Consider the following 24,302-nt stretch of genomic DNA (forward strand, 5'->3'; position numbering starts at 1 on the left):
TGAAGGGGCGGCTCCGATGTTCCTGCTCGCGGTCATACTCTCCACAATTCACCCTGCTGCAGGGCTTGGACGAAAGGCAGCCAAGAACGGTCAGAAAAGTTGATCACCGGTCCTTCGGGGAGCTTCGAGTCGCGGATCGGGGCGCTGTGCGGTGGGGGGGGGGTGAGTAGTTCCACGCACCCGTTGTCCGCACCGCTGTAGCTGCTCTTGCGCCACTTGCGTATCGGCTCGATCACAACTCGTCGTCCTCCTGGTCAACTTCACTGCAGTGAACCGACATCATTCGACATCTCCGAGCGCGGCCCTGTGCTCGGCGCGGCACGCCAGCGTATCCGGGTGATCATTTCCCAGGACGCGGACGCAGACGTCCAGCGTGTGTACGGCCAACTCCCGTGCTTCTGGGGCGCGTCCTGTGCTCCGGAGGATCCGGACCAGCACGATCTCGATGGAGAGGGTGTGCGGGTGTTCCCGGCCGAGGACGCGCTGCCGGGCGTCACGAACGGCCTGGGCCGCTTCCAGGGCCTGGGGCCACTGTCCAAGATGGGACAGGACGTCCGCCAGACGCTGTCGTGCTGCGAGCGTCCGCGGGTGATCAGCGCCCAGCACTCGCTCGCTTCCCTCCAGCGTGGCGCGTGTGTGGACCGCTGCTTCTTCCCATTCCCCTACGCCAGCGAGCACCCAGGCCAGGGCGATGCGGCTCAGCAAGGTGTGCGGATGGTCGTCGCCGAGGGCCTGCTCACTCTGCGCTAGGTTCTCGGCCGCCAGTTGACGGGCCTCGTCCCAGCGTCGCTGCTGCCCGATTGCCTCTGCCAGTCGGCCTCGGCTGTCGATTGCATCCGGATGTGCGGCACCCAGAACACGTACACGCCCTTCGGCCGCCCGGCGCATGTACAGCTCGTCCTCTGCCCATTGGCCGAGACCGTATAGAGAGATGCCGAGAGCGTGAGCGCTGGCCAGCGTATCCGGGTGGTCAGCCCCGAGCAGTGCCTCGCGGGCTTCGAGCGTGGCACGGTGCGCCGCGCTCGCCTCATCGAATCGCCCCAGAGCGGCCAGTGCCCGGCCGTGCTCATGCTGATCCGTCAGCGCCTCCGCAGTCCCATCATTGCCGGTGACACGGACGGCGTCGTCAGCGAGAGCGTGCGTCGTGGCGTAGTCGCCGCGCACGTACGACTGGTCACGTAGAGCGCGGACGACGGCCAGCGCCGACGCGGTGGCTGCGTCAGCGCGGTGCGCGGCGGCGTTCCCTAGCAAGGCCGAGGCGTGAGGTGTGAAAAGGCGCAAGGTATGCGGGTCCACGTAGCGGTCCGACTCCGTGGACAGGAGGCGACTCAACAGGTCGGTGGCGGATTCCAGCAGGAGCGCTCGCTGGTCGACAGGGATGCGGGACGAGACCGTCTCCAGGAGCAGCGGGTGGGCCTGCACACTGCGCACAGCGGCATGCTCAGCGCCGGCTGAGGCATCGATGAGCGAGACCAGAGAGTGGGCCTTGAGCTGTTCGAGCGCGAGGTTGGCGCGTTCGCCGGTGAGCGGTGGGTCGGCGTGGGTCAGCCTGGTGCTGTCGAGACGGGCCGGCGCGAGTACCCCTACAGGCAGCGGCGCCGCAGCGAAGAACGACAGCAACCTGAGCAGGGTCAGGGCTTCGGGGACACCTTGATCAGCCGCAGCGTCCAGAGAGATCTGCCAGGTTCCGGTGATCAGCCGCCGCAGTTCCTGTTCCCCAGGGGCCGCCCCACGGTCGAGCAGCGACGGGTCGGTGTCGAGACGCTTCAGATATTCGTCCACTGAGACCGGCTCCAGGAGTTGTCGGCCGAGGTAGGCACCGGCGAGTGACAATGCCAGCGGGTGACAGCCAAGGCGTCGCGCCAGCAGCTCCAGCTTGGCGGAGTCCTCCGTGCTGATCGTGAGATCCCGCAGCACGTCGACGGCGGAGGAGACGTCGAGAACATCCAGGGAGTGTCTGGCGGCCCGGCGCCACTCCGTCGCATCCTGGAGGCGGCTCGTGACCAGTACGATCCCGCGGCTGCTTGACCGCAGCCAGGCGCTGTGGCGGAACACGGAGGGATCGTCCGCGTTGTCCAGGACGAGCAACCACGGCTCGGGCGACCGGTCCAGGTAGTGCCAGACGAGATCAGCGTCCGGACGTCGGCCCTCCCGCGCCGCGTCGACCTCCTGTTGCGCGGCCCCGCGATCGTGGGCGACGGCCAGCATCCCGGAACGGAAGGACGAGCGATCAGAGGCGTTGACCCATAACCCCACGACTCCGCGGCCCGTCACGGCCTCGTCGAACACGGTCAGCGCCAGTGCCGTCTTGCCACTGCCCGCCATACCGAGCACAACGTGCAAACCGTTCGCCGCGGCCGCTGGGTCACTGATGGCCTGCAGGAGCGCGCGGCGCACTTCGAGCCTGTCCCGCAGCGGCGATCCCAAGGGCGCGACCAGGGGAGTGCGGACCGACTCAGGACTGTCCCAGCCCAATCCACTGCCTGACGTCGGCGGCTCGGATTGCTGGACGGTGTACTCCAGGATGAGCTGGCTGCCAGCGGCTTGGTACACCCGACTGTGCCCGTCGGCGACGGTCCGTAGGACGTGGTCCCCATGAGGGACGTCCGGTTGCGCTCTCATCGCTCGACGATGTGCTGGTCCCGGCCGGCCTGGTAGACCCGCGCGTGGCCCGACGCCTGCACCTGCATGTGCACGGTGGGAACAGGGGGTCGTTCGTCCTCGGGCAGGGAAGCGCGTGCCTGCGCCAGCACTTCCTCAAGATCTTCGGCAACGGACGGATCGGCTTCCAGAAGACGCCGCAGTCTGCGGCGCCAGTCCCGCTCCAGATCCTCGGCGCCTGCCGAGTCGCCCTCACACCGGAGCACGAGGATCTCTTCACGAGTCTCTTCCAGCGCCGCGCCGACCTCGTCGGCCTGGACCGGACGTACCCGACGCCACAATGCGACCACGCCTTCGCGTGTCCGCTGCCAGGCGTCGGTGGCCATGAGCGCGACGACTGTGGCCCCTGCGGTCTGCGCCAGCATTTCTGGCTCCATGACCAACTCCCCCGCAACTCCGGACACGTGACCTCGATGATAGGCAGCGGCCGCTCGGCCTAGAAGATGATCTGCCGCCATCGACCCGCACGTGGCGCATGTCTGGCCGAAACCAACTGTGCGGTGCAATGGTCACCTGCCCCTGGGACCTTCGGTTGGTCGACAAGGGGAACCGCGCGCTACTTCGACACTGCCTGGTGACCGAGGTTCGGGAGCCATGCGGAATCCTCGGAGGGGGTCTGCATGTGCTGTGCCGATGGCTTCGGCGCGTTCACGGTATCGAACTGGCCACGGCTCGCAACGACGACACAGATGTCGAGTAGCTCTCCCGCCCTCCTCCGGAGGTGCAGGTCAGACGCACCAAATGCGTGAGCGATGCGTGAGCGGACGGCGCCCCACAGCTCCTTCTCCGATGGATCACGCAACAGCCAGTACCCTCTCTGACCTGGCGCCCTCGGACCATGAAGGACCGCCCGGACCCACCCGGACGACCCCCTCCAGGACTTTTAATCCATTGGTTGTGGGTTCGAGTCCCACACGGTCTACCAAACGAATCAGCCCCTGACCTGCGGTGGAAGCCGCAGGGCGGGGGCTGAGTCGCGTCTGAAGATCATTTGCTGGCCCCCTGCTGGCCCGAGCGGAAATGGTGAGACGGGGTCGTACGCAGGTGCCGTTCTGTTGTGTGTGGGGGCTCTTCGCGCTGAACGGCGTGACGTTCGCTGTGTCGGCGGTGGTGCTCGGGTGGCTGGCCCGTCAGTACGCCGTGGCGACCGGCGAAGGAGCGGTTGAGCGCCCCGGCAAGGCGCGGTCGGCGGTTCGTGCGTGGCCGGTGGTCCGGGCGCACCCTCGTGTCGGTCTGGCGGTCGGGCTGCACGGCGTCGCCCTGTTCTGCTGGGCCGTGACGGCGGTCGGCATGCCCGCGTTGCTCGCCACTCGATACGGCGCCGGGGCCGCGGTCTACGGCCTCGTGACGGCGGCTGTGGGGGTCGGGGCGCTGCTGGGGAACCCGCTTGCCAGTAGTCGTCGTTCGGGATCCGGAGGGACCGGCGCGGCTGGATCAAGGTCTTTCCAGAGTCGTACCCCGACGTGTCACAGCGTCGGGCCGCCCGGATCGCCTGGGAGATGGGGCTGCGCCCGGAAGCGGTAGGCAACCGGGGGCTCATGGCGATTCAGGGGATGGTGCTCGAGGAGGTACCGCTCGACTGAGCGCGCAGCAGGGCAGACCTCGCCGGTGTGAAACGGAGCCCTCAGGCCCCCAGCTCGTCGAGGCTGACGCACTTTCTACAGATCGTCGGGCAGGAGTTGGAACGCCTGGTGACCGGTCAGAGGTCGGATCATGCGGAAGTGGCGGTCCGAGGTGAACATGACGTTCGTGCGGTATGCCGCGGCGAGCGCCACGTTCATGGCGTCCGTCAGGCCGACACCCTTGCCGCTGTCCGCGCCCTTATAGCCGTCGGCGATGGCGATGGCGGTGTTCAGCTGGGGGGCGATGTCGGGGATTTCGAAGCGGCGCCGCGCGGTGTTGGCCTCGATGAACCGGGCTGCCGTGAGTGCCTGTTGGACGCCGGAGCGTGCGGTGATCATGTAGTCCAGTTCGGCGAGGACGAGTGGAGAGATCACCAGATGCTCAACGGTGGTGAAGGCATGTTTGTGTTCGGTGTGACCGGTCATCCTCGGGTCCAGGAGACGGACGAGGGCGTTGGTGTCGGCGATGACGACGTTCAAGAGCCCATGCCCTTCAGGATCTCCTCCATCTCGTCGTTGGTGAGGTCGCCGCCGAGGTCCAGTTCGGGGACGTCGATGCTGTCCCCGATGGGGCCGGTGGGGTAGGGCGGGATTTCGGCTTCGCGGTAGGGGGTGATGGTGGCGACAGGGCGGCCGTTTTTGGTGACGGTGATGGTCTCGCCGCGCTCGGCGGCGGCAAGGATCTGTGAGGACTGTTGATTGAACTCGCGGGCAGTAGCTTCCATGTACTACATGGTACTACTCTGCTGTCGGGCGTGCGGACTTCTCGCGGGGAAACGACCCGTACGTGCAAGGTCAAAGGGTGCAGGATGCGGGAGCGTTGCGGGGGCGGACCGCCCTGGGCCGACCCCTCGCGAACTCCCCGAGACTGCCCCGGCTGGACAGGCGGCAGTCTTTGACCTGCGAGGGAATCCGCGAGCGGGGCCAAGATCCTCCGAGCTGGATGATCCCTTCTCGACTCTCAACCCATTGGTTGTGGGTTCGAGTCCCACACGGTCTACCTCTCAGGCCCGGATCGGACAGCACGTCTGATCCGGGCCTGACGCGTTCTCGCTCCCTCCCGCGCGCATGGCGTTCGCCTGTTGCGCACAGCGTGCGCTGTGCGTACAGTGTTCGCAACGAGGGCACGTCGTACGCAGTGTATGTGCCGCCCAAGTCCCGAGGGGGTTTTCGCGATGGAAGAGCGCCGTCACCCGCGCCGTTGGCTCATCCTGATCGTGCTCTGCCTGAGCACGCTGGTCCTGGTCGTCGACAACATGGTCCTGACCGTCTCGGTCCCGCCGATCGCCGCGGATCTGAAGGCGGACGCGCAGGACATCCAGTGGATCATCGACTCGTACATCCTGGTCTTCGCCGGCCTGCTGCTCACCGCGGGCAGCCTCTCCGACCGGTTCGGACGGCGGCGGGTGATGATCGTGGGGCTTGCCCTCTTCGGCGCCGCGTCCTTGCTGGCCACCGTCGCCCAGAATCCCGAACAGCTCATCGCGGGGCGGGTGTTGATGGGCATCGGCGGCGCCCTCGTCATGCCGAGCACGCTGTCGATCCTGATCACCGTCTTCGACGACGAGGAGCGCCGCAAGGCGATCGGCGCCTGGAGCGCGGTGGCCGCGGTCGGCCTGGTCGGCGGGCCCGTGCTCGGCGGCGTGCTCATCGCCCACTTCTGGTGGGGCTCGGTCTTCCTGATGAACGTCCCGATCGCCGCCCTCGCCATCGTCGCCGCGCTCGTTCTGATGCCGGAGTCCAAGGGCCCCGCCCGCAAGGCCGATCCGCTGGGCATGATCCTTTCGGTGGTCGGCATGACCGCGCTGGTGTGGACGATCATTGAGTCCGCCGAGGCCGGCCTCGGTCACATGAGCACGCAGCTCTCGCTCGGCGTCGCCCTCGTCTCCCTGGCCGCCTTCGTGATCTGGGAGCTGCGCACCGAATCGCCGATGGTGCCGCTCTCGCTCTTCCGCAACCGCGTCTTCAGCGGCGCCAGCTTCTCCCTGGTCCTGCTCACCTTCGCCAACGGCGGCCTGATGCTGGTCCTCACCCAGTACCTGCAGTTCGTGCTCGGCTACTCGCCCGCCAAGACCGGCATCGCCTTCGCCCCGATGGCCGTCGCCACGCTGGTCTTCAACGGCGTCGGCGCCACCCTCGGCAACAAGATCGGCAACCGCCCGATGACCGCCGTCGGCCTGGCCGTCATCGCCGCGGGCTTCGGCACCCTCGCCTCCCTGCCCTCCGACGCCGGGTTCGGGATGCTCTCGGCAGCCATGGTCCTGATCGGCGTCGGCGGCGGCCTGGCGATGCCCGCGGCGACCGCCGCCCTGATGAGCGCGGTCCCCGCCGAGCACGCCGGCGTCGGCTCCGCCCTCAACGACACCGTCCAGCAGGCCGGCGCGGCCCTCGGCGTCGCCGTCCTCGGCACCGTCCTCTCCCGCACCTACACCGACGCCATGCCCGACTCGGCCCCCGCCGCCGCTGGCCACTCCGTCTCCGACGCCCTCGCCCTGGCCGCCTCCTCCGGCGACACCGCCCTCGCCACGGTGGCCCGCGAAGCCTTCACCGAGGCGATGTCCGCCAGCTTCTGGGCCGGCGCCGCGGGCGTCCTGGCCGCGGCCGCCCTGGCCGTCGTCCTCATCCGCGACCGCAAGACCCCGCAGGCGACCGAGGCCCAGCCCGAGCCCACCCGCACGAGCGACCTCACCACGGCGGCCTGACCATGGCGGCCTGACCCTCACCCCCATCGCGTACGACACCACGGCGCCCCGCCCGGCTTCGGCCCGGCGGGGCGCCGTGGTGTCCGTGCGCCGTGGGCCGCCCGAACGGAGTAGGTCAGCCGTGCGGGCGGCAAGGCTGCGGGACACGCTGGACTGCCAGGTTTGCTGGGGTCGACCCGGAGGTGCGGCATGGCGGCTCGTGACGGTGGGGCTGGGCGGTGTGTTCTTGTGCTCGTGCTTGTGCCCCTTCTCGCCCTTGCCGCCGCCTGCGGCGGCGGGGGCTCGGGTGGTGGTTCGGGTGGCCGGACCGCCGCTGCTCGGCCGCTCGACCTGCCGTTCACTCATCCCGGCGTACTCGTCAGCAAGGCGCAGCTCGACCGGGCCCGCGCGCACGTCCAGGCCCAGGATCAGCCCTGGCTGACGGCGTTCGAGCAGATGCGCGACAGCAAGTACGGGGCCGCCGACTACCAGGCGACTCCGTACGCCGTCGTGGAGTGCCCGCCCGACACCCGCCCCGGCCGCGGCTGCGTCGAAGAGCGTGAGGACGCCCTGGCCGCGTACACCCAGGCCCTTCTCTGGAACGTCACCAAGGACCGCGCACACGCCGAGAAGGCCGTGCAGATCATGGACGCCTGGTCGAAGGTGATCACCAAGCACACCGAGGCCAACGCCGGGCTGCAGACCGCCTGGGCCGCCTCGTCCTGGGCCCGCGCCGCCGAGGCCGTGCGGTACACCTACGACGGCTGGACCGACGGCCAACTGCTGCGGTTCGAGCGGATGTTGCGCAACGCCTATCTGCCGCAGGTCAAGGACGGGTCCGCCGACTTCAACGGCAACTGGGACCTCGTGATGGCCGACGCCACCATGGCCATGGCCGTCTTCCTCGACGACCACGCCACCTTCGAGAAGGCCGTGCACCACTTCAGGACGCGCGTGCCCGCGTACTTCTATCTGGAGTCCGACGGGAAGCTGCCCGTCTCCCCGGAGGGCAGCGGCATCGACACCGCCGCCGAGCTGAAGAAGTACTGGTTCGGACAGGACACCTTCGTCGACGGGCTCTCCCAGGAGACCTGCCGCAACTTCAAGCACGCCAGCTACTCACTCGCCGCCACGTCCCACATGGCGGAGACCGCCCACCACCAGGGCGTCGACCTGTACGGGGAGGTGCGGGAGCGGCTGCGGGCCGCCTTCGAGTTCCACTCCGAGTACCAGCTGGGCGCCAAGGCCCCTGACTGGCTGTGCGGCGGCACGGTGCAACGCGACATGGGGCCCGACACGGAGGTCGGGCTGAACCATCTGCAGGGGCGGCTGAAGCTGGAGATGCCGCAGACCGCGAAGTACACCGAGCAGCGGCGGCCCGAGGGTACGGACGACCTCTTCGTGGCCTGGGAGACCCTCACGCACGCGGGCAACGCCTAAGTGGTTCGACGCACCCCTCCGGATGGCGTACTGTTGTGTTCACCGACGCGGGGTGGAGCAGCTCGGTAGCTCGCTGGGCTCATAACCCAGAGGTCGCAGGTTCAAATCCTGTCCCCGCTACTGAAGGCCGAGGGCCCGGGACCATTGATTGGTCCCGGGCCCTCGGTGTTTTCGTGATCCCGTGCCTTCGGCCGTCCCGTGCCCCCCGGCCGTCCCGGACCCTCGGCCGTCCCTGCTCTCCGTAACCCGGTCGGCCCACATCAGGTCGCACCCTTCCCCCGCTGCGGGAAGCCTGGACGGAGCGCGGTGATGGGCGCGGAGTCGGCGGGAGACAAGCGGTGGGGCAGCGAGGAGGATCCGGCGACAGCGGTGCCACCACCCAGGAAGCCACCCACGAGTGGGCCTTCGTGCGGTCCCTGCCCTTCCTGCTCCTCATCGTCGGCGTCGTCTTCGACGCGTTCACCCCGCCGGAGTTCACCGCGGCCCCCCTCTTCACGGCCGCCCCGCTGATCGCCGCCCCCTTCTACTCGCTGGCCAACACCGTTCTGACCGGCATCGCGGCCTCGGCCGCCGTCTTCTTCCTGCACTACGGCAGGGCCGTCGCCAGCCATGTCGAGGCCGTCACCGAGCTGATCACCGTGATGACCGTCGCCGCGCTCGCGATCGTCATCAACCGCGTCGTCCGCCGCGGCAACGCCAAGCTCGCCACCGCCCGCTCCATCGCCGAGGCCACCCAGCGCGCCGTGCTGCCCGAGCCGGACGCCCGCATCGGCGGTCTCGACATCGCGGCGCGGTACGAGGCCGCGCAGGCCGACGCGTTCATCGGGGGCGATCTGTACGCGGTGCAGGACACCCCGCACGGCGTACGGCTCATCGTCGGCGACGTACGCGGCAAGGGCATGGGTGCGGTCGCCGCGGTCGCCGTCGTCATCGGTGCCTTCCGCGAGGCCGCCGAGCAGGAGGCCACCCTGGAGGCGGTCGCGCAGCGCCTGGAGCGGGCCCTCGCGCGTGAGGGCACCCGGCGCGACGGGCTCGACGCCTTCGAGGGGTTCACCACCGCGGTCCTCGCCGAGATCCGGCACGGCGAGGGCGTCGTACGGCTGATCAATCGCGGGCACCCGGCACCGCTGCTGCTGCGCGGGGACGGGCGCCTGTGCGTGCTCTCCGCGAGCGAGCCCGCCCTGCCGCTCGGCATGGGCGACCTCGGCACCTGGCCGGACCGGGCCGACGAGACCGACTTCCCGCCCGGCGCGATGCTGCTCCTGTACACGGACGGCCTGTCCGAGGCGCGCGACGTGGCGGGGGAGTTCTACGATCCCGCGGCCCGGCTCGGCGGGCGGATCTTCCCGGGGCGCGGGGGACCGCACGCGCTGCTCGCCGCGCTCACCGAGGAGGTGCGGCGGCACACCGGCGGCGGTGCGACCGACGACATGGCGCTCCTCGCGGTGCGGCGGCCGGCCGCCGACGATCCCGCCGTGACGCCCAGTGACTGAAGTGCACCCCTCCGCATAACAACTGACGCACTGTCAAGGGAATGTGAAGCTCCGGTGCGCGTGCATGCGGGGGCAACTCGCCCCGTTCCGAACCCCGGTGTCCCGGTAAGTACGGCCGAAGAGCGTTAACGATCAACCGGAACGGCTTGGAATACCGACCCGCCGTCTATTAACGTTCGATAACGCAGCGCGGTCGTCCCAGCCGTCACTCGAGGCGGCTCCGTGCGCACGCGCCTAATCCCGCAAGGGAGCCGGGGAACCACCAACTTGGGGTGAATCGGGCATCTGTGCATCCGTGCCAGATGTTCGTAGGAGACCTTCCTGCTCCGAACCCGTCAGCTAACCCGGTAGGCGAGAAGGAAGGAAAGGAGTGCGCCCCAGTGGCGTCCAACCGGCCTGCCCCCCGAGCCGTGTACGTGCCGAATGACGACGACTTCGGTTCGTACGACGAGGAACCCTTCGAGGAGTGGAATCCCACCGAGGAGTCCATCCGTCCCGTCCGCGGCAGGCACCGTGTGCACAAGAAGAGCGGCGGCGGACTCGCCCGCAGCTCCACCGTCCTCGGCGTGGGCGTCATCGCCGCCGTCGGCGCGGGCGGCATCGCCACCGCGCAGGGCGGCAAGCCGCCGGTCTCCATATCGATGCCCGACCTGGGCACCGTCACCGACTCGCTCCCCGAGGCCAAGTCCCTTCCGGGCGTGGGCTCTTTGATATCCGACGACGACACGTCGGACACCACGACCGCCGCGGCCGCCTCGGCCCCCCTCACCGCCGCCGGTGTCAGCACCGCCGACGCCGAGCAGGGCACCACCGACGCGGGCGAGGCACTGCGCGCCCGCATCATGCAGCAGGCCGAGAACCAGCAGGACCAGGCGGACGCCGCCGTGCAGACCGCGGCCGAGGACGCCGCCGTCAAGAAGGCCGCCGACGAGGCCGCCGCACAGCAGAAGGCCGCCGAGAAGGAGGCGGAGGCCAAGGCCGCCGCCAAGAAGAAGAAGGAAGAGGAGGCCAGGAAGGCCAAGGCCGAGGCCGAGCGCCTGGCCAAGCTCGCCAAGAGCTATGCCATCCCCACCTCCTCGTACACCCTCACCTCGCACTTCGGCGACGCGGGATCCATGTGGTCCTCCGGCCACCACACCGGCCTCGACTTCGCGGCGCCCACCGGCACCCCGCTCAAGGCCGTGCACACCGGCACCGTCAAGGAGGCCGGCTGGGCGGGCGCGTACGGCTACCGCACCGTCCTGGAGCTCGAGGACGGCACGGAGATCTGGTACTGCCACCAGTCCTCGCTGAACGTCAGCGCCGGACAGAAGGTCACCACGGGCGAGGTCATCGGCCGCGTCGGCGCGACCGGCAACGTCACCGGGCCGCACCTCCACCTGGAGGTCCACACGCCCGACGGCACCGGCATCGACCCCCTCGGCTGGCTGCAGGGCAAGGGCCTCAACCCCTGACGGGGGCTCAACCTCTGACGTACCCCCGGAACCCCGGCGGTCCTGGCGGCGACCCCCCGACGCCAGGGCTGCCGGTTCGGTGTATCCGGACGACGGTTCGGCGTGCCCGGACGGCGGATCGATGTACCCGGACGGCCGCGGCTGTTGCGGAATTCCGCTTCCGGTAAGCGTGTTGAGGAACGTATGACGTCTCTTCGTACACTTGGCTCATCCGACCTCGAGGTCTTCCCCCTCTCCCTCGGCGGCAACGTCTTCGGCTGGACCGCCGACCGCGCGGCGTCCTTCGCCGTGCTCGACGCCTACACCGCGGCGGGCGGCAACTTCATCGACACCGCTGACGCCTACTCGTTCTGGGTGGAGGGCAACAAGGGCGGCGAGTCCGAGACCCTCATCGGTGAGTGGCTGGCCGAGCGCGGCAACCGTTCCGACGTCGTCATCGCGACGAAGGTCGGCGCCCTCCCCGAGTACAAGGGCCTGTCCGCGAGCACCATCAAGGGTGCCGCCGACGCGTCCCTGCAGCGCCTCGGCACCGACTACATCGACCTCTACTACACGCACTACGACGACCCGTCGGTCCCCGTGGAAGAGATCATCGGTGCCCTCGACGAGCTGGTGCGGGCCGGCAAGGTGCGGGCCGTCGCCGCCTCCAACATCACGCCCGAGCGGCTCCAGGAGTCCCTCGACTTCTCCGACCGCGAGGGCCTCGCGCGCTACGTCGCGCTGCAGCCGCACTACAACCTCGTCTCCCGCGACACCTACGAGGGCCCGCTCCAGGAGGTCGCCTCGCGCTCCGGCCTCGCGGCCGTCCCCTACTACGCGCTCGCGTCCGGCTTCCTCACCGGCAAGTACCGCCCGGGTACGAAGGTCGAGAGCGCGCGCAGCGGCAAGGTCGCGGAGTACGCGGGCACCGAGCGGGGCGACCGCGTCATCGCCGCGCTCGACGAGATCGCCGAGGCGCGTGGTGCCGAGGTCGCGACGGTGGCGCTCGCCTGGCTCGCGGCCCAGCCCACCGTGGCGGCGCCGATCGCCTCCGCGCGCACGGTCGAGCAGCTGCCCGCGCTGCTCGCGGTGGCGGACCTGGAGCTGACGGAGGCGGAGGTCGCGGCGCTGACGGCTGCCTCCGCCTGACGCCCCGTCCTTTTCAGGAGCGGTAGGGGTTGTACGTCGGATAGCCGTAGGCCGGGTAGGGCTGCGGCTGCCCGTACGGGGGAGGGCCGTAGGGGGCGGGCCCGTAGGGCGGCATGCCGTACGCCGCGTACGGCATGGGGGGCATGACTGGCGCCGTCGCCTGGGCCGCGTACGCGAGGGCGGGGCGGGCCGGCTCGCGGCGCTCCCAGAGCTTCTCCAGCAGCTCGCGCTCGCGTACGACGAAGTCGGCGCCGGCCCGGCCGCGGCGGCCCCGGTGGCGCAGCGCCGCAAGGGACGTCGCGTACTGCTGGTACTCCACGACCGTGCGGGCCGCCGCCTTGCCCCAGGTGTACGACGCGTAGTCGCGGGCCAGGGCGCGGGCGCGCATCGAGCCCAGCGCGTACGGCTCGGGTGGGGTGAGCCAGCCCGCCGCCGCGTACACGGGCAGCTCGGCGCGGATCGTGCGCAGCTCGCGCTGCCGGGTCCAGATCGCCAGCCAGGTCAGCAGGCCGAACGAGGGCAGCATGAAGAGCGCGTACACGGTGAAGAAGCCGTACTGCCCGAAGACCGCCGAGCCGTTCCACAGCGCGTGCATGCCCATCGCGAGCAGCAGCCCGGCGAGCGGGAGCAGCACGCGGCGCACCTGCTGACGGTCGGCGCTGAGCGCCGCGATGCCGAAGCCGATGCCGGTCAGGACCGTGAACAGCGGATGCGCGAACGGCGACATGACGACGCGTACGAAGAAGGTCGCCGCCGTCACGGAGGCAAGGCCGCTGTCACTGCTGAGCTGGTCGGTGACGTAGGCGTTGCCCAGGTAGAGGATGTTCTCGGTGAACGCGAAGCCGGTCGCGGTCACCCCCGCTATGACGACGCCGTCGACGATGCCCGTGAAGTCGCGTCTGCGGAAGAGGAAGACGAGCAGGACCGCCGCCGCCTTCGCGCTCTCCTCGACGATCGGGGCGATGACGGTCGCGCCGAGGGTGTCGGCGCTGGTGGGGTCGGCGGTGGCGGTGGCTATCCAGCGGATCGCGAAGCTGTTCGCGACGATCGCGATGAGCGCGGCCGCGCAGGCACCCCACGAGAAGGAGAAGAGGAGGTTCCGCCAGGGGCCCGGTGCCACCCGGTCCAGCCAGCGGAACGCGGCGACGAGCAGCGGCACGGGCACGGTCGCGAGGCCGAGCCCGACCAGGAAGCCCTGGGTGCCGGTCTGCTCCCTGACCAGGGCGAGGATCACCAGGCCCGAGAGGGCGAGCAGCGTGACGAGGGCGGCCACGCGTATCGCGCGCCGCTGCCACCAGCGGGCACGGCGCAGCTCCCCCGGGGCGGGCGCCTCGGGGGGTATCGGATACGGAGGACTGATGGCCACTCGTTGACCCTAACGAGGGATGGGGGTGGCCGCGACGGTGCCTCAGCTCTGCGGGGCGGAGCCGGACCCTCCGGTTTGGCTTCGGCGGAACAGCAGGTCGTGGACGACGTGGCCCTTGTCCAGGCCCTGGCCCTCGAAGCGGGTGAGGGGGCGGAAGGAGGGCCGCGGTGCGTACCCGCCGTCGGGCTGCGTGTTCTCGAAGTCGGGGTGCTCGGTCAGCACCTCCAGCATCTGCTCGGCGTACTCCTCCCAGTCCGTCGCGCAGTGCAGGATCGCGCCGGGCTTGAGGGAGGGCGCGGCCAGCGTCAGGAACTCCGGCTGGATCAGGCGGCGCTTGTGGTGGCGGGCCTTGGGCCAGGGGTCGGGGAAGTAGACGCGCAGGCCGTCGAGCGAGGCGGGCGGGAGCATCTCGCGGAGCAGGATGATCGCGTCGCCGTTGGCCACGCGGACGTTGGTCAGGCCGTTCCGCTCGGCGAGGCCGAGGAGGTTGCCCTGGCCCGGGGTGTGCACGTCGACGGCGAGGATGCCGGTGTCCGGGTCGTCGGCGGCCATCTGGGCGGTGGCCTCGCCCATGCCGAAGCCGATCTCCAGGACGATGCGCTCGACGGGCCGCTTCTCGTCCTCGAACAGCTTGGCGAGGTCCAGCGTGCGCAGCCCGTCGATGTCCAGGCCCCATGTGGGCCAGAGCCGGCGCAGGGCGTCGCCCTGGCTGGTGGTCACCCGGCTGCGACGGGGCTGAAAGCTGCGGATCCGCCGCTCGTGGTGCGATCCCGCGGGGTCGGGCGACGGCCCGCCGGGAAACCGCGGCGCGGCCTGCGGACGACCGGTCGGCCGGTCGGCTTCGGGGGTGTTGGGTGAGTCAGACACAGTGCGGCAATTTTACGCGGGCCTGTGACGTCGGCAGCTTCGCCGTGGGGCGAGCAGGGCTTCTGCCAAGGGGCGTGGGCCTGTGACGTCAGCAGCGTCGCCGCGGGTCGAGCAAGGCTTCTCCCAAGGGGCGCGGGGAACTGCGCGACCAGCCACATCCGACCTGCAGACAAGCAGAGCCCCCCAGCCTCAGCCCTCGCCCCGCAGCGCGCCGAGCGCCCGGCGGGCGACTTCCCTGCCGATGGGCAAAGACGCGGTAGCCGCAGGCGACGGCGCGTTCAGCACGTGCACCGCCCGCGCCCCCTCCCGTATCAGGAAGTCGTCGACCAACGTGCCGTCCCGCAGCACGGCCTGTGCCCGCACCCCTGCGGGGGCGGGCACCAGATCACCGGCTTCGACCGCCGGCAGCAGCCGACGCACCGCGTCGGTGAAAGCGGACTTGGAGGCGGAGCGGCGCAGCTCACCCGCCCCGTACCGCCAGTGGCGGCGGGCTATGTGCCAGGAGCCGGGCCAGCCGAGGGTCCCGGCGAGCTCGCGGGGGCGGACGACCGACCAGTCGTACCCCTCGCGGGCCAGGGCGGGGACCGCGTTCGGCCCGACGTGGACGCCGCCGTGGATGCCTCGGGTGAGGTGGACGCCGAGGAAGGGGAAGGCCGGGTCGGGCACGGGGTAGACGAGGCCGCGCACCAGCTCGGGCCGGGCGAGGTCGAAGTACTCCCCGCGGAACGGGACGATCCGCATGCCCGGGTCGTCCCCGGTGAGCCGCGCGACCTCGTCGCACTGCAGCCCCGCGCAGTTCACCAGGACCCGGCCACGGACGATGCCGCCGTCTGCGGTGCGGACCGCGACGCCGAGGTCGGGGCGGCGGTCGATGCGGACGGCCCTGCCCCGCGCGCCGTACCGGATCTCGGCCCCGGAGGCGTCGGCCAGGCGCTCCGCCACCGCGCTGTAGTCGCAGATGCCGGTCGTGCCGACGTGGATGGCGGCGAGGCCGCGGACCTCCGGCTCGTACTCGGTGATCTGGGCGGGGCCGAGCTCGCGCACCGGGATGCCGTTCTCCCTGCCGCGTTGGACCAGGGCGTGCAGGCGGGGGAGCTCGTCGCGCTCCGTGGCGACGATCAGCTTGCCGGTGACCTCGTGCGCGATGTCGTGCTCCGCGCAGAACTTGACCATCTCGGCGGCGCCCCGGACCGCGTACCTCGCCTTGAGCGAACCAGGGCGGTAGTAGATCCCGCTGTGGATCACGCCGCTGTTGCGCCCCGTCTGGTGGCGGGCCGGGCCCGCCTCCTTCTCGAGCACCGTGACCCTGGTGCCGGGCGCGGTGCGCGTGAGGGCATACGCCGTCGCGAGCCCGACGATTCCGCCGCCGATCACCAGCACGTCACAGTCGTACGCGACCTTCTTCACCGCGCCTCACCTCCCACCACAGATATTGCCCTGCGCCACTGACAACGCCGCCAAACCTCGGGCGCCGGATCCTTCCTGCTTGCTCCGCGCCGGTTCACGCGGAGCCACCCGCTCGTTCACCTGTTGCCTGGCTCGTGGCGCGGCCTGCTCCCACGCCTGCTGGATGCTGCGGGGTGAACGGGTGGGGGGTGGGAGAGATTCCGCCGCGAAGCGGCGGTCCAGACCGGACACGACCCGCAGACGAAGACGGACCTACGCCGGCGCCATCAACAACGGCCGCGCCCGCTCCCGCAGCTCCACCACCCGAGGCTCGTCCCCGTAGGGCTCGAGGCGGTGCAGCAGATCCTTCACGTACTCCGTGGTCCTCGCGGACGAGATCCGCCCGGCGACCTCAAGGGCACGTGTCCCCTGCTCGCACGCCGCGTCGAGGTTCCCGGACTCCAGCTCGGCGACCGCCGACACCACCAGGCGTAAGCCGTGCGACCGCACGAACTCCTCCGTGGGCCGGGACAGTGCCTGCTCCGTGAAGCGCCGCACCTGGCGCGGCGCCTTCAGGTCGCGGTAGCACTCGGCCGCGTCGGCGGCGAAGCGGTCGTACGAGTAGAAGCCGAGCCAGGAGGGGTCGTTGTCGCCGTCGCGGGCCCGCTCCAGCCAGCCCTCGGCGGCCCGCAGCGCCGCCCCCGCGGCCTGCGCGTCATTGGCACGCGCGTGTGCCCGCGCTTCCACGAGCCGGAAGAAGCTCATGGTGCGCGCGGTGGCCAGGCCCCTGTTCCGCTCCAGGGCGGCCTGCGCGAGGTCGACTCCCTCGTCCCCGAAGCCGCGGTACGTCGCCTGGAGGGACATGGAAGCGAGGACGTAGCCCCCGAGGGGGACGTCCGCCGCCGCCCTGGCGAGCCGGAGCGCCTGGATGTAGTACCGCTGGGCGGCCTCCTGTTGGCCCGTGTCGAACGCCATCCACCCGGCAAGCCGCGTCAGTTCGGCCGACGCTCCGAAGAGCGCGCGCCCCACCTCGTCGGAGTAGGAGCCGAGCAGAAGGGGTGCCGCCTCGACGCGCAGGCACTCCGGGACCATCGAGGAACGCCAGTCGCCGCCGCCGTACTTGGAGTCCCAGCGCCGCGCGTCCTCGGCGGCCTCCCGCAGCTTCAGGACGTCGCTGTGACCGACCTTCATGGGCGCGCCGGTGTCGTCGGCGTGGGCGGAGTCGCGCGGCACATCCCGGGTGGCGTCGCGCGCGACGGAGCTGTCGGCCGGGGTTATCAGCCAGCGCGAGGCGGGTGTCGCGTACGCGCTGACGGCGAAGGAGCCGGCCAGCGACTGCCAGATGCCGCCGCTGCCCGCGCGCCGTCCCGCCAGGTCCAGGCGGTACAGCTCGGTCGCCGACTTCACCGCCGCCCCGACGTCACGCGGGAAGGCGAGACCCACCTCCGGCGCGGGATCGGCGTCCGCGAGGCCGATCTCGTGCAACGGCACGGGGCGGCCCAGCTTCTGCCCGATGGCCGCCGCGATCAGGTGCGGGGCGGCGCCCTGCGGCACCATGCCCTTGGACACCCAGCGGGCCACCGATGTCTTGTCGTAACGGAGCGTCAACCCGCGTTGTGCGCCGAGGTCGTTGACCCGGCGGGCGAGTCCCGCATTGCTGATTCCCGCGAGGGCGAGAACGGTGCCGAGCTTTTCGTTCGGCCCGCGTTGCTCCCTGGACATGCGCCACCCCTCGACACAGACGGCTGCCGGGCAGTGGCTGGACCGCGCGGCATTCGTGCTGCGTTCCCCCGGGGGCAGGGGCACCCGTCAACCACGCGCGCGTGGCCGGAATCCCGGCCGCAAGAGCGCTTGGCCGATCCTCCAGGTATATGCCTCCGCGAAAACATCAGCACACACAGCGTAGTTCGCCGCATCCCAAGCGTTAAGAGGCGCAGTTCCGGATGGCGAGATTGTTGTCCGTGCGGAAGCGCGGCGATCCCGGATCGTGCTCCCGGTGTGTGGCCGTGCGCCTCTTCGTGCGCTCTTCTCCGGCCATGGGGGGAGCGCTTCCATTGGCGGTGCGTGGGTCGGCCCGCTGCGCTGGAGTCAGTGGGCTGGGGGACACCGCCGCCTCCATCCCCGCGGGCGGCGGACCGGTCCGGGAGGCGAACACCGCCTCCCGGACTGAGTGTTGCCTTCGAACGGTTCCGTTCTGGGCTCATCCCAGGCCGATTTGGCCGAAAAGCGCCTACGTGCGCGGGTGGACTCGGCAGCCCCGCGCGAGGCGTACGCGAGCGTGTGTGCGAGGCGCGCACGTCGTACGCACGAGCTCTCCGCAAGGCATCCCCAAGAGGGAGGCCTTGGTTCCGCCCTTCAACTACCGCTGCCCCGGGGCGGATTCACTGTCGCACAAGCGGCCCCGCAGCCCCTCCCGCGCGCCTCCTTCGTGGCAGCATGGGACCCCAGTTCTTCGGTGCACTGGTCGGCCGTGCCCGGTGGCGCTCCGCCGCCGGTCCGTCCACAGCCTGTGGAGGCAGCGATGCGGTGGTTGGTGGGGTGGAGCAGTGCCGCCGCGAGGTCCTCGGCGGTGGGCTCGGCCGGGGCCACCGGTGACGACGGGCAGACCGTGCACCCCGTGGGATCCCAACTCCTGTGGGGCGACCCGGATCCGCTCTGGGCGGTCGGCGACTGGCGCGCCGACGAAGTACGCACAGTGACGGCCGACGAGCAGACCCGCATAGCGGTGCTCGGCACCTGCGGCGCCTCCGACGAGGAGCTGCGGGTCGGCCTCCTCGCCGCGCGCGGCGGTGCCCTGCGCCATCTGACCGCCTGGTCCGGCAGTTACACGGCGATCGTCCAGGTCGGCCGCCGCGTCATGATCGCCGGTGACCTCGCGGGCGCGCGGCCCGTCTTCTACACCCCCTGGGCGGACGGCACGGCCTACGCGACGGCCGCGCTGCCGCTGGCCGACCTCATCGAGGCCCACCTGGACATCGGCCACCTCGCGGCCCTGCTCGCCGCCCCCGACGTGCCCGAGGCGCTGCACGACTCGACGCCCTACCAGGGCGTGCGGCGCGTACCCCCGGGGCACGCCCTGATCCTGCGCGCGGGCGCACGGGAGGTCGCCGGGTACGAACCGGTGGCCTCGCTCGCCGTCGCGGCCCCCTCGGCCGACGCCACCAGTGCCGTGGACGGCGTCAGGGACGCCCTCATAGAGGCGGTACGCGCCCGGCTCACGGCCCCGCGCCACGTGCCCGGCACGGACATGGACCCCGGCCCCGTACCGGGCATGGGACCCGCCGAGCGGCGCGCGGCCCGCGGCATGCCGGTGCCCGGCATCGGAGCCGACCTCTCCGGAGGACCCGCCTCGGGAACCCTCGCTCTCCTTGCGGCAGGTCTGCCCGGCATGCCCGGCACGGTCCTCGGGCACGGCACCGGCGCGGGGGAGCGGCTCCTGGCTGTCACCTTCAACGACCTGGCCGTCAACGGCCGCGAGGCCGAGCTGGAGCGGGCGGGCGCCATCGCCGCCAACCCGCGCCTGCACCACGTGGTGGTCGCCGCGGGCGAAGAGGCCCTTCCCTACGCCGACTTGGAAGGCCCCCTGACGGACGAGCCGAGCGGCGCCCTGGTGACCGCACAGCGCCACCGCGCCCGGCTCTCCTCGGGCAGCGCCGACCACTTCACGGGCTACGGCGCCCGGCAGGTTCTCGACGCCCACCCGGCCCGCCTCGCCGACCTCCTGATGGACCGCAAGCGGCGTCACATGGTGCGCCCCGTGGCGGCGCTCGCGAAGGTCGACGGCTCGGTGATGGTCCCCGCGCGCGTGTACGGCGCCGCCCGCAAGCTCGCCCGCATGCCGCACCGCTCGGGCGTCGAGTCGCTCGCCGACCGGCTGCTGCACCGCCGATTCGACGAACCGGGCGGAGCCGTGGGGGCGTCGCTCGCCGCCCTCGCGTGGGCCAGACCCGGCCCCGCCGCGCGCTGGCTGACCGGCGAGGCCCTCGCTGAAGTATCGGTTCGCCTCAACGACACGACGATGCGTCCCGGCGGTCCAGGCCAGCGCCCCGGCGAGTTCCGCGCGCGGGCGGCCCTGGCCCGGCACGCCGCGGACCTCCGCATCCTCGAGCAGGCGGCCGAGGTCCGCTTCCAGCGCCTGCACGCTCCCTTCCTGGACAACCAGGTCGTCCGCGCGTGCCGGGCGCTCCCCGAGGCCCTGCGCGTCCAGCCGGGGGCGCGGGCGGCGATCCTGCGCACGGTCCTGGAGGGCGCCGGGGTCGCCGATCTGCCGTCCGGCTGGGGCGCCCCGTCCCACGCCTCGAACGCGGCCGCCGCACGCACCGGCCTGCGCGTGGCGGTGGACGATCTGATCGCCCTCTTCGACACGCCTCTCCTCGCCCAGGCGGGCCTGGTCGAGGCCCGCGTCGTCCGCAAGGCCCTGCGCGAGGCCGCCGAGGGAGAACCGCTTCCGCTGGACGGCCTGGCGGACCTCGTCTCCACCGAGCTGTGGCTGCGCCGTCTGCTGTCGCGAAGAGGAACGTGCTGGACGGGGACTCCAGCACGGCAACGGGCGGTTCCTACGGGGAGTGTGGTCCCGCAGAGGGGCGCACTAGGAGCGGGGCGTTAGGAGCGGGGCGTCAGCCGCTCCGCCGACAGCCGTCCGCGGCCGTGGACGGACGGTTCCATCGACTTCCGTGGACAGGCGATTCCATCGGCGCGCGTCCGCAGGGAAACCACGCGCCTCGGCGCGCCCCTCCGGGGAGAATGACCCGGTGCGGTACCGAATCCTGGGCGCCACCGAGGCGTACGACGACCAAGGCGCCCCCCTGCCGGTGGGGGGCCAGCGGCTGCGCGCACTCCTCGCCGCCCTCGCGCTCCACGCGGACCGCACCACCGCCGTGAGCGCCCTCATCGACGAGGTCTGGGCCGACGATCCGCCGGCCGACGCCCCCGCGGCCCTGCAGGCCCTCGTCGGCCGCCTGCGCCGCGCTCTCGGCAAGGACGCCATCGCCTCGGCCCCCGGCGGCTACCGCCTCGCCGTCGCCCCCGACGACGTCGACCTGCACCGCTTCGAGCGGCTCGCACGCGAGGGCAGGACCGCCCTGGACCGAGGGGACCAGGCCCTGGCCGCCCGCACCCTGCGCGACGCGCTCGCCCTGTGGCGCGGCCCCGCCCTCGCCGACCTGCCCGACCGCAGCGCGGCGGCACGCCCCGAGGCCCAGCGCGCGGAGGCCGTCCGCGCGCGGATCGAGGCGGACGTACTCCTGGGGCGCGCCTCCGACGTCGTACCGGAGCTGCGGTCGCTGACCGCCGCCCAGCCGTACGACGAAGCGCTGCGCGCCCTGCTGATCCGCGCCCTGCGCGATGCCGGACGCGGCGCCGACGCCCTCGCCGCCTACGAGGACGCGCGCCGCGCACTCGCCGACGGGCTCGGCACCGACCCGGGTCCTGAACTGCGGGGGCTGCACGCCGAGTTGCTGGCTGGGCCCGAGCCGCGGCGGCAACCGGCGGAGTCCGGCTCCCCATGGCGGCCACGGGGATCGGACGGGACCGGGAAGGAGAGCGCCGAGCGGAAGGCCGCCGAGGGCAAGGCGGCTGAGCGAAGGGCTGCCGAAGGGACGGATGCCGAGCGAAGGGCTGCCGACGGCAAGGATGCCGAGCGGAAGGCCGCCGAGCGGAAGGCCGCCGAGCGGAAGGCCGACGAAGGGAAGGAAGCCGAGGGCAAGGCTGCCGAGGGCAAAGTGGCCCAGCGGAACGGGAACATCCGTACCCGCTTGACGTCTTTCGTCGGCCGGGAACCCGAACTCGCGGCCATCCGTTCGGACTTGCACAGGGCCCGCCTCGTCACCCTCACCGGACCGGGCGGCTCCGGCAAGACCCGCCTCGCCGAGGAAGCCGCCGCCGGGCATCCGCAGGCATGGCTGGCCGAGCTCGCCCCGCTCGACCACCCCGAGGCGGTGCCCGGCGCTGTCGTCAGCGCGCTCGGTCTGCGCGAGACCGTGCTGATGACCAGCGAACTGACCGCCCCGCAGGACGACCCGGTCGCCCTGCTCGTCGAGTACTGCGCCCCGCGCAGCCTGCTCCTGCTCCTTGACAACTGCGAACACGTCATCGGCGCCGCCGCCGAGCTCGCCGAGACCCTCCTCACGCACTGCCCGGACCTCACCGTCCTCGCCACCAGCCGCGAACCCCTGGGCGTGCCGGGCGAGTCGGTGCGCCCCGTGGAGCCGCTCCCGCCCGACCCGGCCCACCGCCTCTTCGCCGAGCGGGCCGCGGCGGTGCGGCCGGGCTTCGCCCCTCAGGAGGACGCCGAGGCCGTCGCCGAGATCTGCCGCCGTCTCGACGGCCTGCCGCTCGCCATCGAACTGGCGGCCGCCCGTCTGCGGATGCTCACCCCGCGCCAGATCGCCGACCGACTCGACGACCGCTTCCGCCTCCTGACCAGCGGCAGCCGCACGGTCCTGCCCCGCCAGCAGACCCTGCGCGCCGTCGTCGACTGGTCCTGGGAGCTCCTGGACGAGGCCGAGCGGACCGTCCTGTGCGAGGTGTCCGTCTTCGCCGGGAGCTGGGACCTCCCGGCCGCCGAGGCCGTCTGCACCGGACCCGCCACGGACCTGATCGGCGCCCTGGTCGACAAGTCCCTGATCGTGGCCGTCCCGTCCGCGCGCCCCGAGGACGACGGCATGCGCTACCGCCTTCTGGAGACCATCCACGAGTACGCGAGCGAACGCGCCGCCGAGATCCCCGGCCTGCCCGAGGCCGCGGCGCGCCGCCACTGCGCGTACTTCCACGCGCTGGTCGAGCGGGCCGAGCCCCTGCTCCGCTCCGCGGAGCAACTGCCGTGGATCGGACGTCTTGAGACGGAGCTCGACAACATCCGGGCGGCCTTCCAGCACTCCATCGACACCCGTGACACGGCGACGGCCATCTCGCTCGCCCTGAACACCGGATGGTTCTGGTGGCTGCGCAACTTCCGCAGGGAGGGCGCCGAGTGGATGGGCCGCATCCTGGACCTCGCCGCCGGGCCCTCCCGCTTCGACACCGCGGCCCTCCCCGACGAGGACGACCCGCTGTACTGGCCGTGGATGAAGCTGAGGCTGCTCCACCTTTTCATGGAGGCGGAGTCCCGGCCCGCGGAGGCGCTGACCACCCACGGCGACTGGGTCCACAGGGAGTACGTCGAGCAGGTCCGTGCCGTCTTCGGGCGGCCGATCCCCGAAGCCGCCCAGTTCCCGGGCCTGATCTGGCCGTTCACCATCTTCTTCACCGGCGGCACCCCCGACGACGCGCGCCCCGCCCTGGACGCCGCGGTCGAGAACTGCCGCCGCTTCGGCGACGCGTGGGCGATCTGCGTCATCCTCATGTTCCGCACGCACATGGCCGTCGACATGCCCGGCAACCTCTCGGGCGTCGACGAGGACCTGGCCGAGCTGCGGACGCTGAGCGGGCGCGTGGGCGACCGCTGGATGATCGCCCAGGTCAGCAGCGCTGCCGGCGAGGCCGCGATGGCCCGCAGCCGCCACGAGGAGGCCCGCGTGGCGTACGAGGAAGCGCTCCACTTCGCCTACGAGGTGGGTGCGTACGCCGAGACGCCCTTCCTCATCGCCCGGCTCGCCGAGATCGCCTACCGCGAGGGCGACAGGACCGTGGCGGAGAAGGCCCTCGACGAGGCGAGCGTCGAGGCGGACCGCCACGGCGTGACCGACTCACGCGCCTTCGTACGCCTGCTGCGCGCGCTGTTCGCGCTCGACGACGGAGACGCGGCCAGGGCCAGGGCGCTGTGTGTGGAGGCCCGCGCCGAATCGGCGTACGGCACACCGCCGCCGCAGTTCAGCGCGGCCATGCGCGGTGTGGAGGCCCGTGTCACCGCGGCCGAGTCCGGGCCCGCGCTGGGGCTGCCGGAGCTGGTCGAAGCGCTGCGCGAGGCCATGGCCGCCCAGTGCTCGGAGGTGATCGTCGCGTCCCTCGTGGACAGCGGCGCCACGCTCGTGAGCGAACTCGGCGACCACGCGCGCGCGGCACGTCTGCTCGCGGCGGGCACCCACCTCCGCAGCGGCCATCCGCGCCCGCTGCCCGAGGCGTCCGCCGCCGACCGCGTCGAGACCGACGCCACGGCCGCACTGGGCACGCGGCGGTACGAGGCGGAGCGCACGGCGGGCGCCGCCCTCACCGTCGACGAGATCCTCCAGGAGCTGCTCGACGCGGTGCCGCGCTAGAGCTGCCGC

General features: G+C 71.6%; 16 protein-coding genes, 1 tRNA gene and 1 riboswitch. Of the genes, 8 read left to right on the forward strand and 9 right to left on the reverse strand.

All coding sequences use genetic code 11. The features are described 5' to 3' along the window. Positions 1-32 precede the first annotated feature (32 nt). The 5 genes from AB0B50_RS30940 to AB0B50_RS30960 all read right to left on the reverse strand — a co-directional run bounded on the left by AB0B50_RS30940 (position 33) and on the right by AB0B50_RS30960 (position 5,008). Entirely contained in the window at positions 33-236 is a 204-nt protein-coding gene (locus AB0B50_RS30940) for a DUF397 domain-containing protein (RefSeq protein WP_362339064.1), read from the reverse strand. A 43-nt stretch (positions 237-279) separates the two neighbouring features. Continuing rightward, positions 280-2,553 (reverse strand): tetratricopeptide repeat protein, encoded by a 2,274-nt coding sequence (locus AB0B50_RS30945; RefSeq protein ID WP_362339065.1) that lies wholly within the window; start codon positions 2,551-2,553, stop codon positions 280-282. A gap of 65 nt (positions 2,554-2,618) precedes the next feature. Beyond that, entirely contained in the window at positions 2,619-3,026 is a 408-nt protein-coding gene (locus AB0B50_RS30950) for a hypothetical protein (RefSeq protein WP_362339067.1), read from the reverse strand. Between the two features lie 1,293 nt (positions 3,027-4,319). Then, positions 4,320-4,763 carry a PIN domain-containing protein gene (locus AB0B50_RS30955; RefSeq protein WP_362339068.1) on the reverse strand — a complete coding sequence of 148 codons (444 nt, stop codon included), beginning with the start codon at positions 4,761-4,763 and terminating at the stop codon, positions 4,320-4,322. Further along, positions 4,760-5,008 (reverse strand): type II toxin-antitoxin system prevent-host-death family antitoxin, encoded by a 249-nt coding sequence (locus AB0B50_RS30960; RefSeq protein WP_362339070.1) that lies wholly within the window; start codon positions 5,006-5,008, stop codon positions 4,760-4,762. Before AB0B50_RS30960 ends, AB0B50_RS30955 begins: the two co-directional genes overlap by 4 nt. Positions 5,009-5,458: 450 nt before the next feature. On the opposite strand from AB0B50_RS30960, the gene AB0B50_RS30965 reads away from it, so the two are divergent. The 6 genes from AB0B50_RS30965 (at position 5,459) to AB0B50_RS30990 (ending at position 12,479) form a co-directional block, all read left to right on the forward strand. Next, the gene (locus AB0B50_RS30965) at positions 5,459-6,985 is read left to right on the forward strand and encodes an MFS transporter (RefSeq protein WP_362339072.1); all 1,527 of its coding nucleotides are present in this window, start codon (positions 5,459-5,461) and stop codon (positions 6,983-6,985) included. A gap of 234 nt (positions 6,986-7,219) precedes the next feature. Then, positions 7,220-8,404 carry an alginate lyase family protein gene (locus tag AB0B50_RS30970; RefSeq protein ID WP_362339074.1) on the forward strand — a complete coding sequence of 395 codons (1,185 nt, stop codon included), beginning with the start codon at positions 7,220-7,222 and terminating at the stop codon, positions 8,402-8,404. 46 nt (positions 8,405-8,450) lie between these two features. Next, positions 8,451-8,524: transfer RNA gene (locus tag AB0B50_RS30975), tRNA-Met, on the forward strand. Positions 8,525-8,742: 218 nt separating this feature from the next. Beyond that, entirely contained in the window at positions 8,743-9,897 is a 1,155-nt protein-coding gene (locus tag AB0B50_RS30980; protein WP_362339076.1) for a PP2C family protein-serine/threonine phosphatase, read from the forward strand. A 221-nt stretch (positions 9,898-10,118) separates the two neighbouring features. Next, a riboswitch (cyclic di-AMP (ydaO/yuaA leader) is annotated at positions 10,119-10,266 on the forward strand. Between the two features lie 11 nt (positions 10,267-10,277). After that, entirely contained in the window at positions 10,278-11,351 is a 1,074-nt protein-coding gene (locus tag AB0B50_RS30985; protein ID WP_362339078.1) for a M23 family metallopeptidase, read from the forward strand. Between the two features lie 183 nt (positions 11,352-11,534). After that, a complete protein-coding gene (locus AB0B50_RS30990) occupies positions 11,535-12,479 on the forward strand; it encodes an aldo/keto reductase (RefSeq protein WP_362339080.1) in 945 nt (314 codons plus the stop codon). A 13-nt stretch (positions 12,480-12,492) separates the two neighbouring features. Here AB0B50_RS30990 and AB0B50_RS30995 read toward each other — a convergent pair whose 3' ends face one another. The 4 genes from AB0B50_RS30995 to AB0B50_RS31010 form a co-directional block, all read right to left on the reverse strand. After that, positions 12,493-13,845, reverse strand: coding sequence for a PrsW family intramembrane metalloprotease (locus AB0B50_RS30995; RefSeq protein ID WP_362339082.1), 1,353 nt, complete (start codon positions 13,843-13,845; stop codon positions 12,493-12,495). A 42-nt stretch (positions 13,846-13,887) separates the two neighbouring features. Further along, entirely contained in the window at positions 13,888-14,712 is an 825-nt protein-coding gene (trmB, locus tag AB0B50_RS31000) for a tRNA (guanosine(46)-N7)-methyltransferase TrmB (protein WP_362339084.1), read from the reverse strand. Positions 14,713-14,901: 189 nt separating this feature from the next. Continuing rightward, entirely contained in the window at positions 14,902-16,119 is a 1,218-nt protein-coding gene (gene lhgO / locus AB0B50_RS31005) for an L-2-hydroxyglutarate oxidase (protein WP_362339086.1), read from the reverse strand. Between the two features lie 252 nt (positions 16,120-16,371). Beyond that, complete coding sequence (locus AB0B50_RS31010) at positions 16,372-17,820, reverse strand: MFS transporter (RefSeq protein WP_362339088.1); 1,449 nt, start codon at positions 17,818-17,820, stop codon at positions 16,372-16,374. 799 nt (positions 17,821-18,619) lie between these two features. Between AB0B50_RS31010 and AB0B50_RS31015 the strand changes: the two genes are divergently transcribed. Together AB0B50_RS31015 and AB0B50_RS31020 are read left to right on the forward strand one after the other, a co-directional pair. After that, complete coding sequence (locus AB0B50_RS31015; protein ID WP_362339090.1) at positions 18,620-20,704, forward strand: asparagine synthase-related protein; 2,085 nt, start codon at positions 18,620-18,622, stop codon at positions 20,702-20,704. 145 nt (positions 20,705-20,849) lie between these two features. Continuing rightward, complete coding sequence (locus tag AB0B50_RS31020; protein WP_362339092.1) at positions 20,850-24,293, forward strand: BTAD domain-containing putative transcriptional regulator; 3,444 nt, start codon at positions 20,850-20,852, stop codon at positions 24,291-24,293. Positions 24,294-24,302 lie beyond the last annotated feature (9 nt).

The sequence above is a fragment of the Streptomyces sp. NPDC041068 genome, from assembly GCF_040647455.1.
Classification (GTDB): Bacteria; Actinomycetota; Actinomycetes; order Streptomycetales; family Streptomycetaceae; genus Streptomyces.

Excerpts from the sequence above, each read along its gene's own strand:
- AB0B50_RS30990 (WP_362339080.1), top strand. The coding sequence starts at position 11,535 with ATGACGTCTCTTCGTACACTTGGCTCATCCGACCTCGAGGTCTTCCCC.
- AB0B50_RS30965 (WP_362339072.1), top strand. The coding sequence starts at position 5,459 with ATGGAAGAGCGCCGTCACCCGCGCCGTTGGCTCATCCTGATCGTGCTC.
- AB0B50_RS31015 (WP_362339090.1), top strand. The coding sequence starts at position 18,620 with ATGCGGTGGTTGGTGGGGTGGAGCAGTGCCGCCGCGAGGTCCTCGGCG.
- AB0B50_RS30950 (WP_362339067.1), bottom strand. The coding sequence starts at position 3,026 with ATGCTGGCGCAGACCGCAGGGGCCACAGTCGTCGCGCTCATGGCCACC.
- AB0B50_RS30960 (WP_362339070.1), bottom strand. The coding sequence starts at position 5,008 with ATGGAAGCTACTGCCCGCGAGTTCAATCAACAGTCCTCACAGATCCTT.
- AB0B50_RS31010 (WP_362339088.1), bottom strand. The coding sequence starts at position 17,820 with ATGTCCAGGGAGCAACGCGGGCCGAACGAAAAGCTCGGCACCGTTCTC.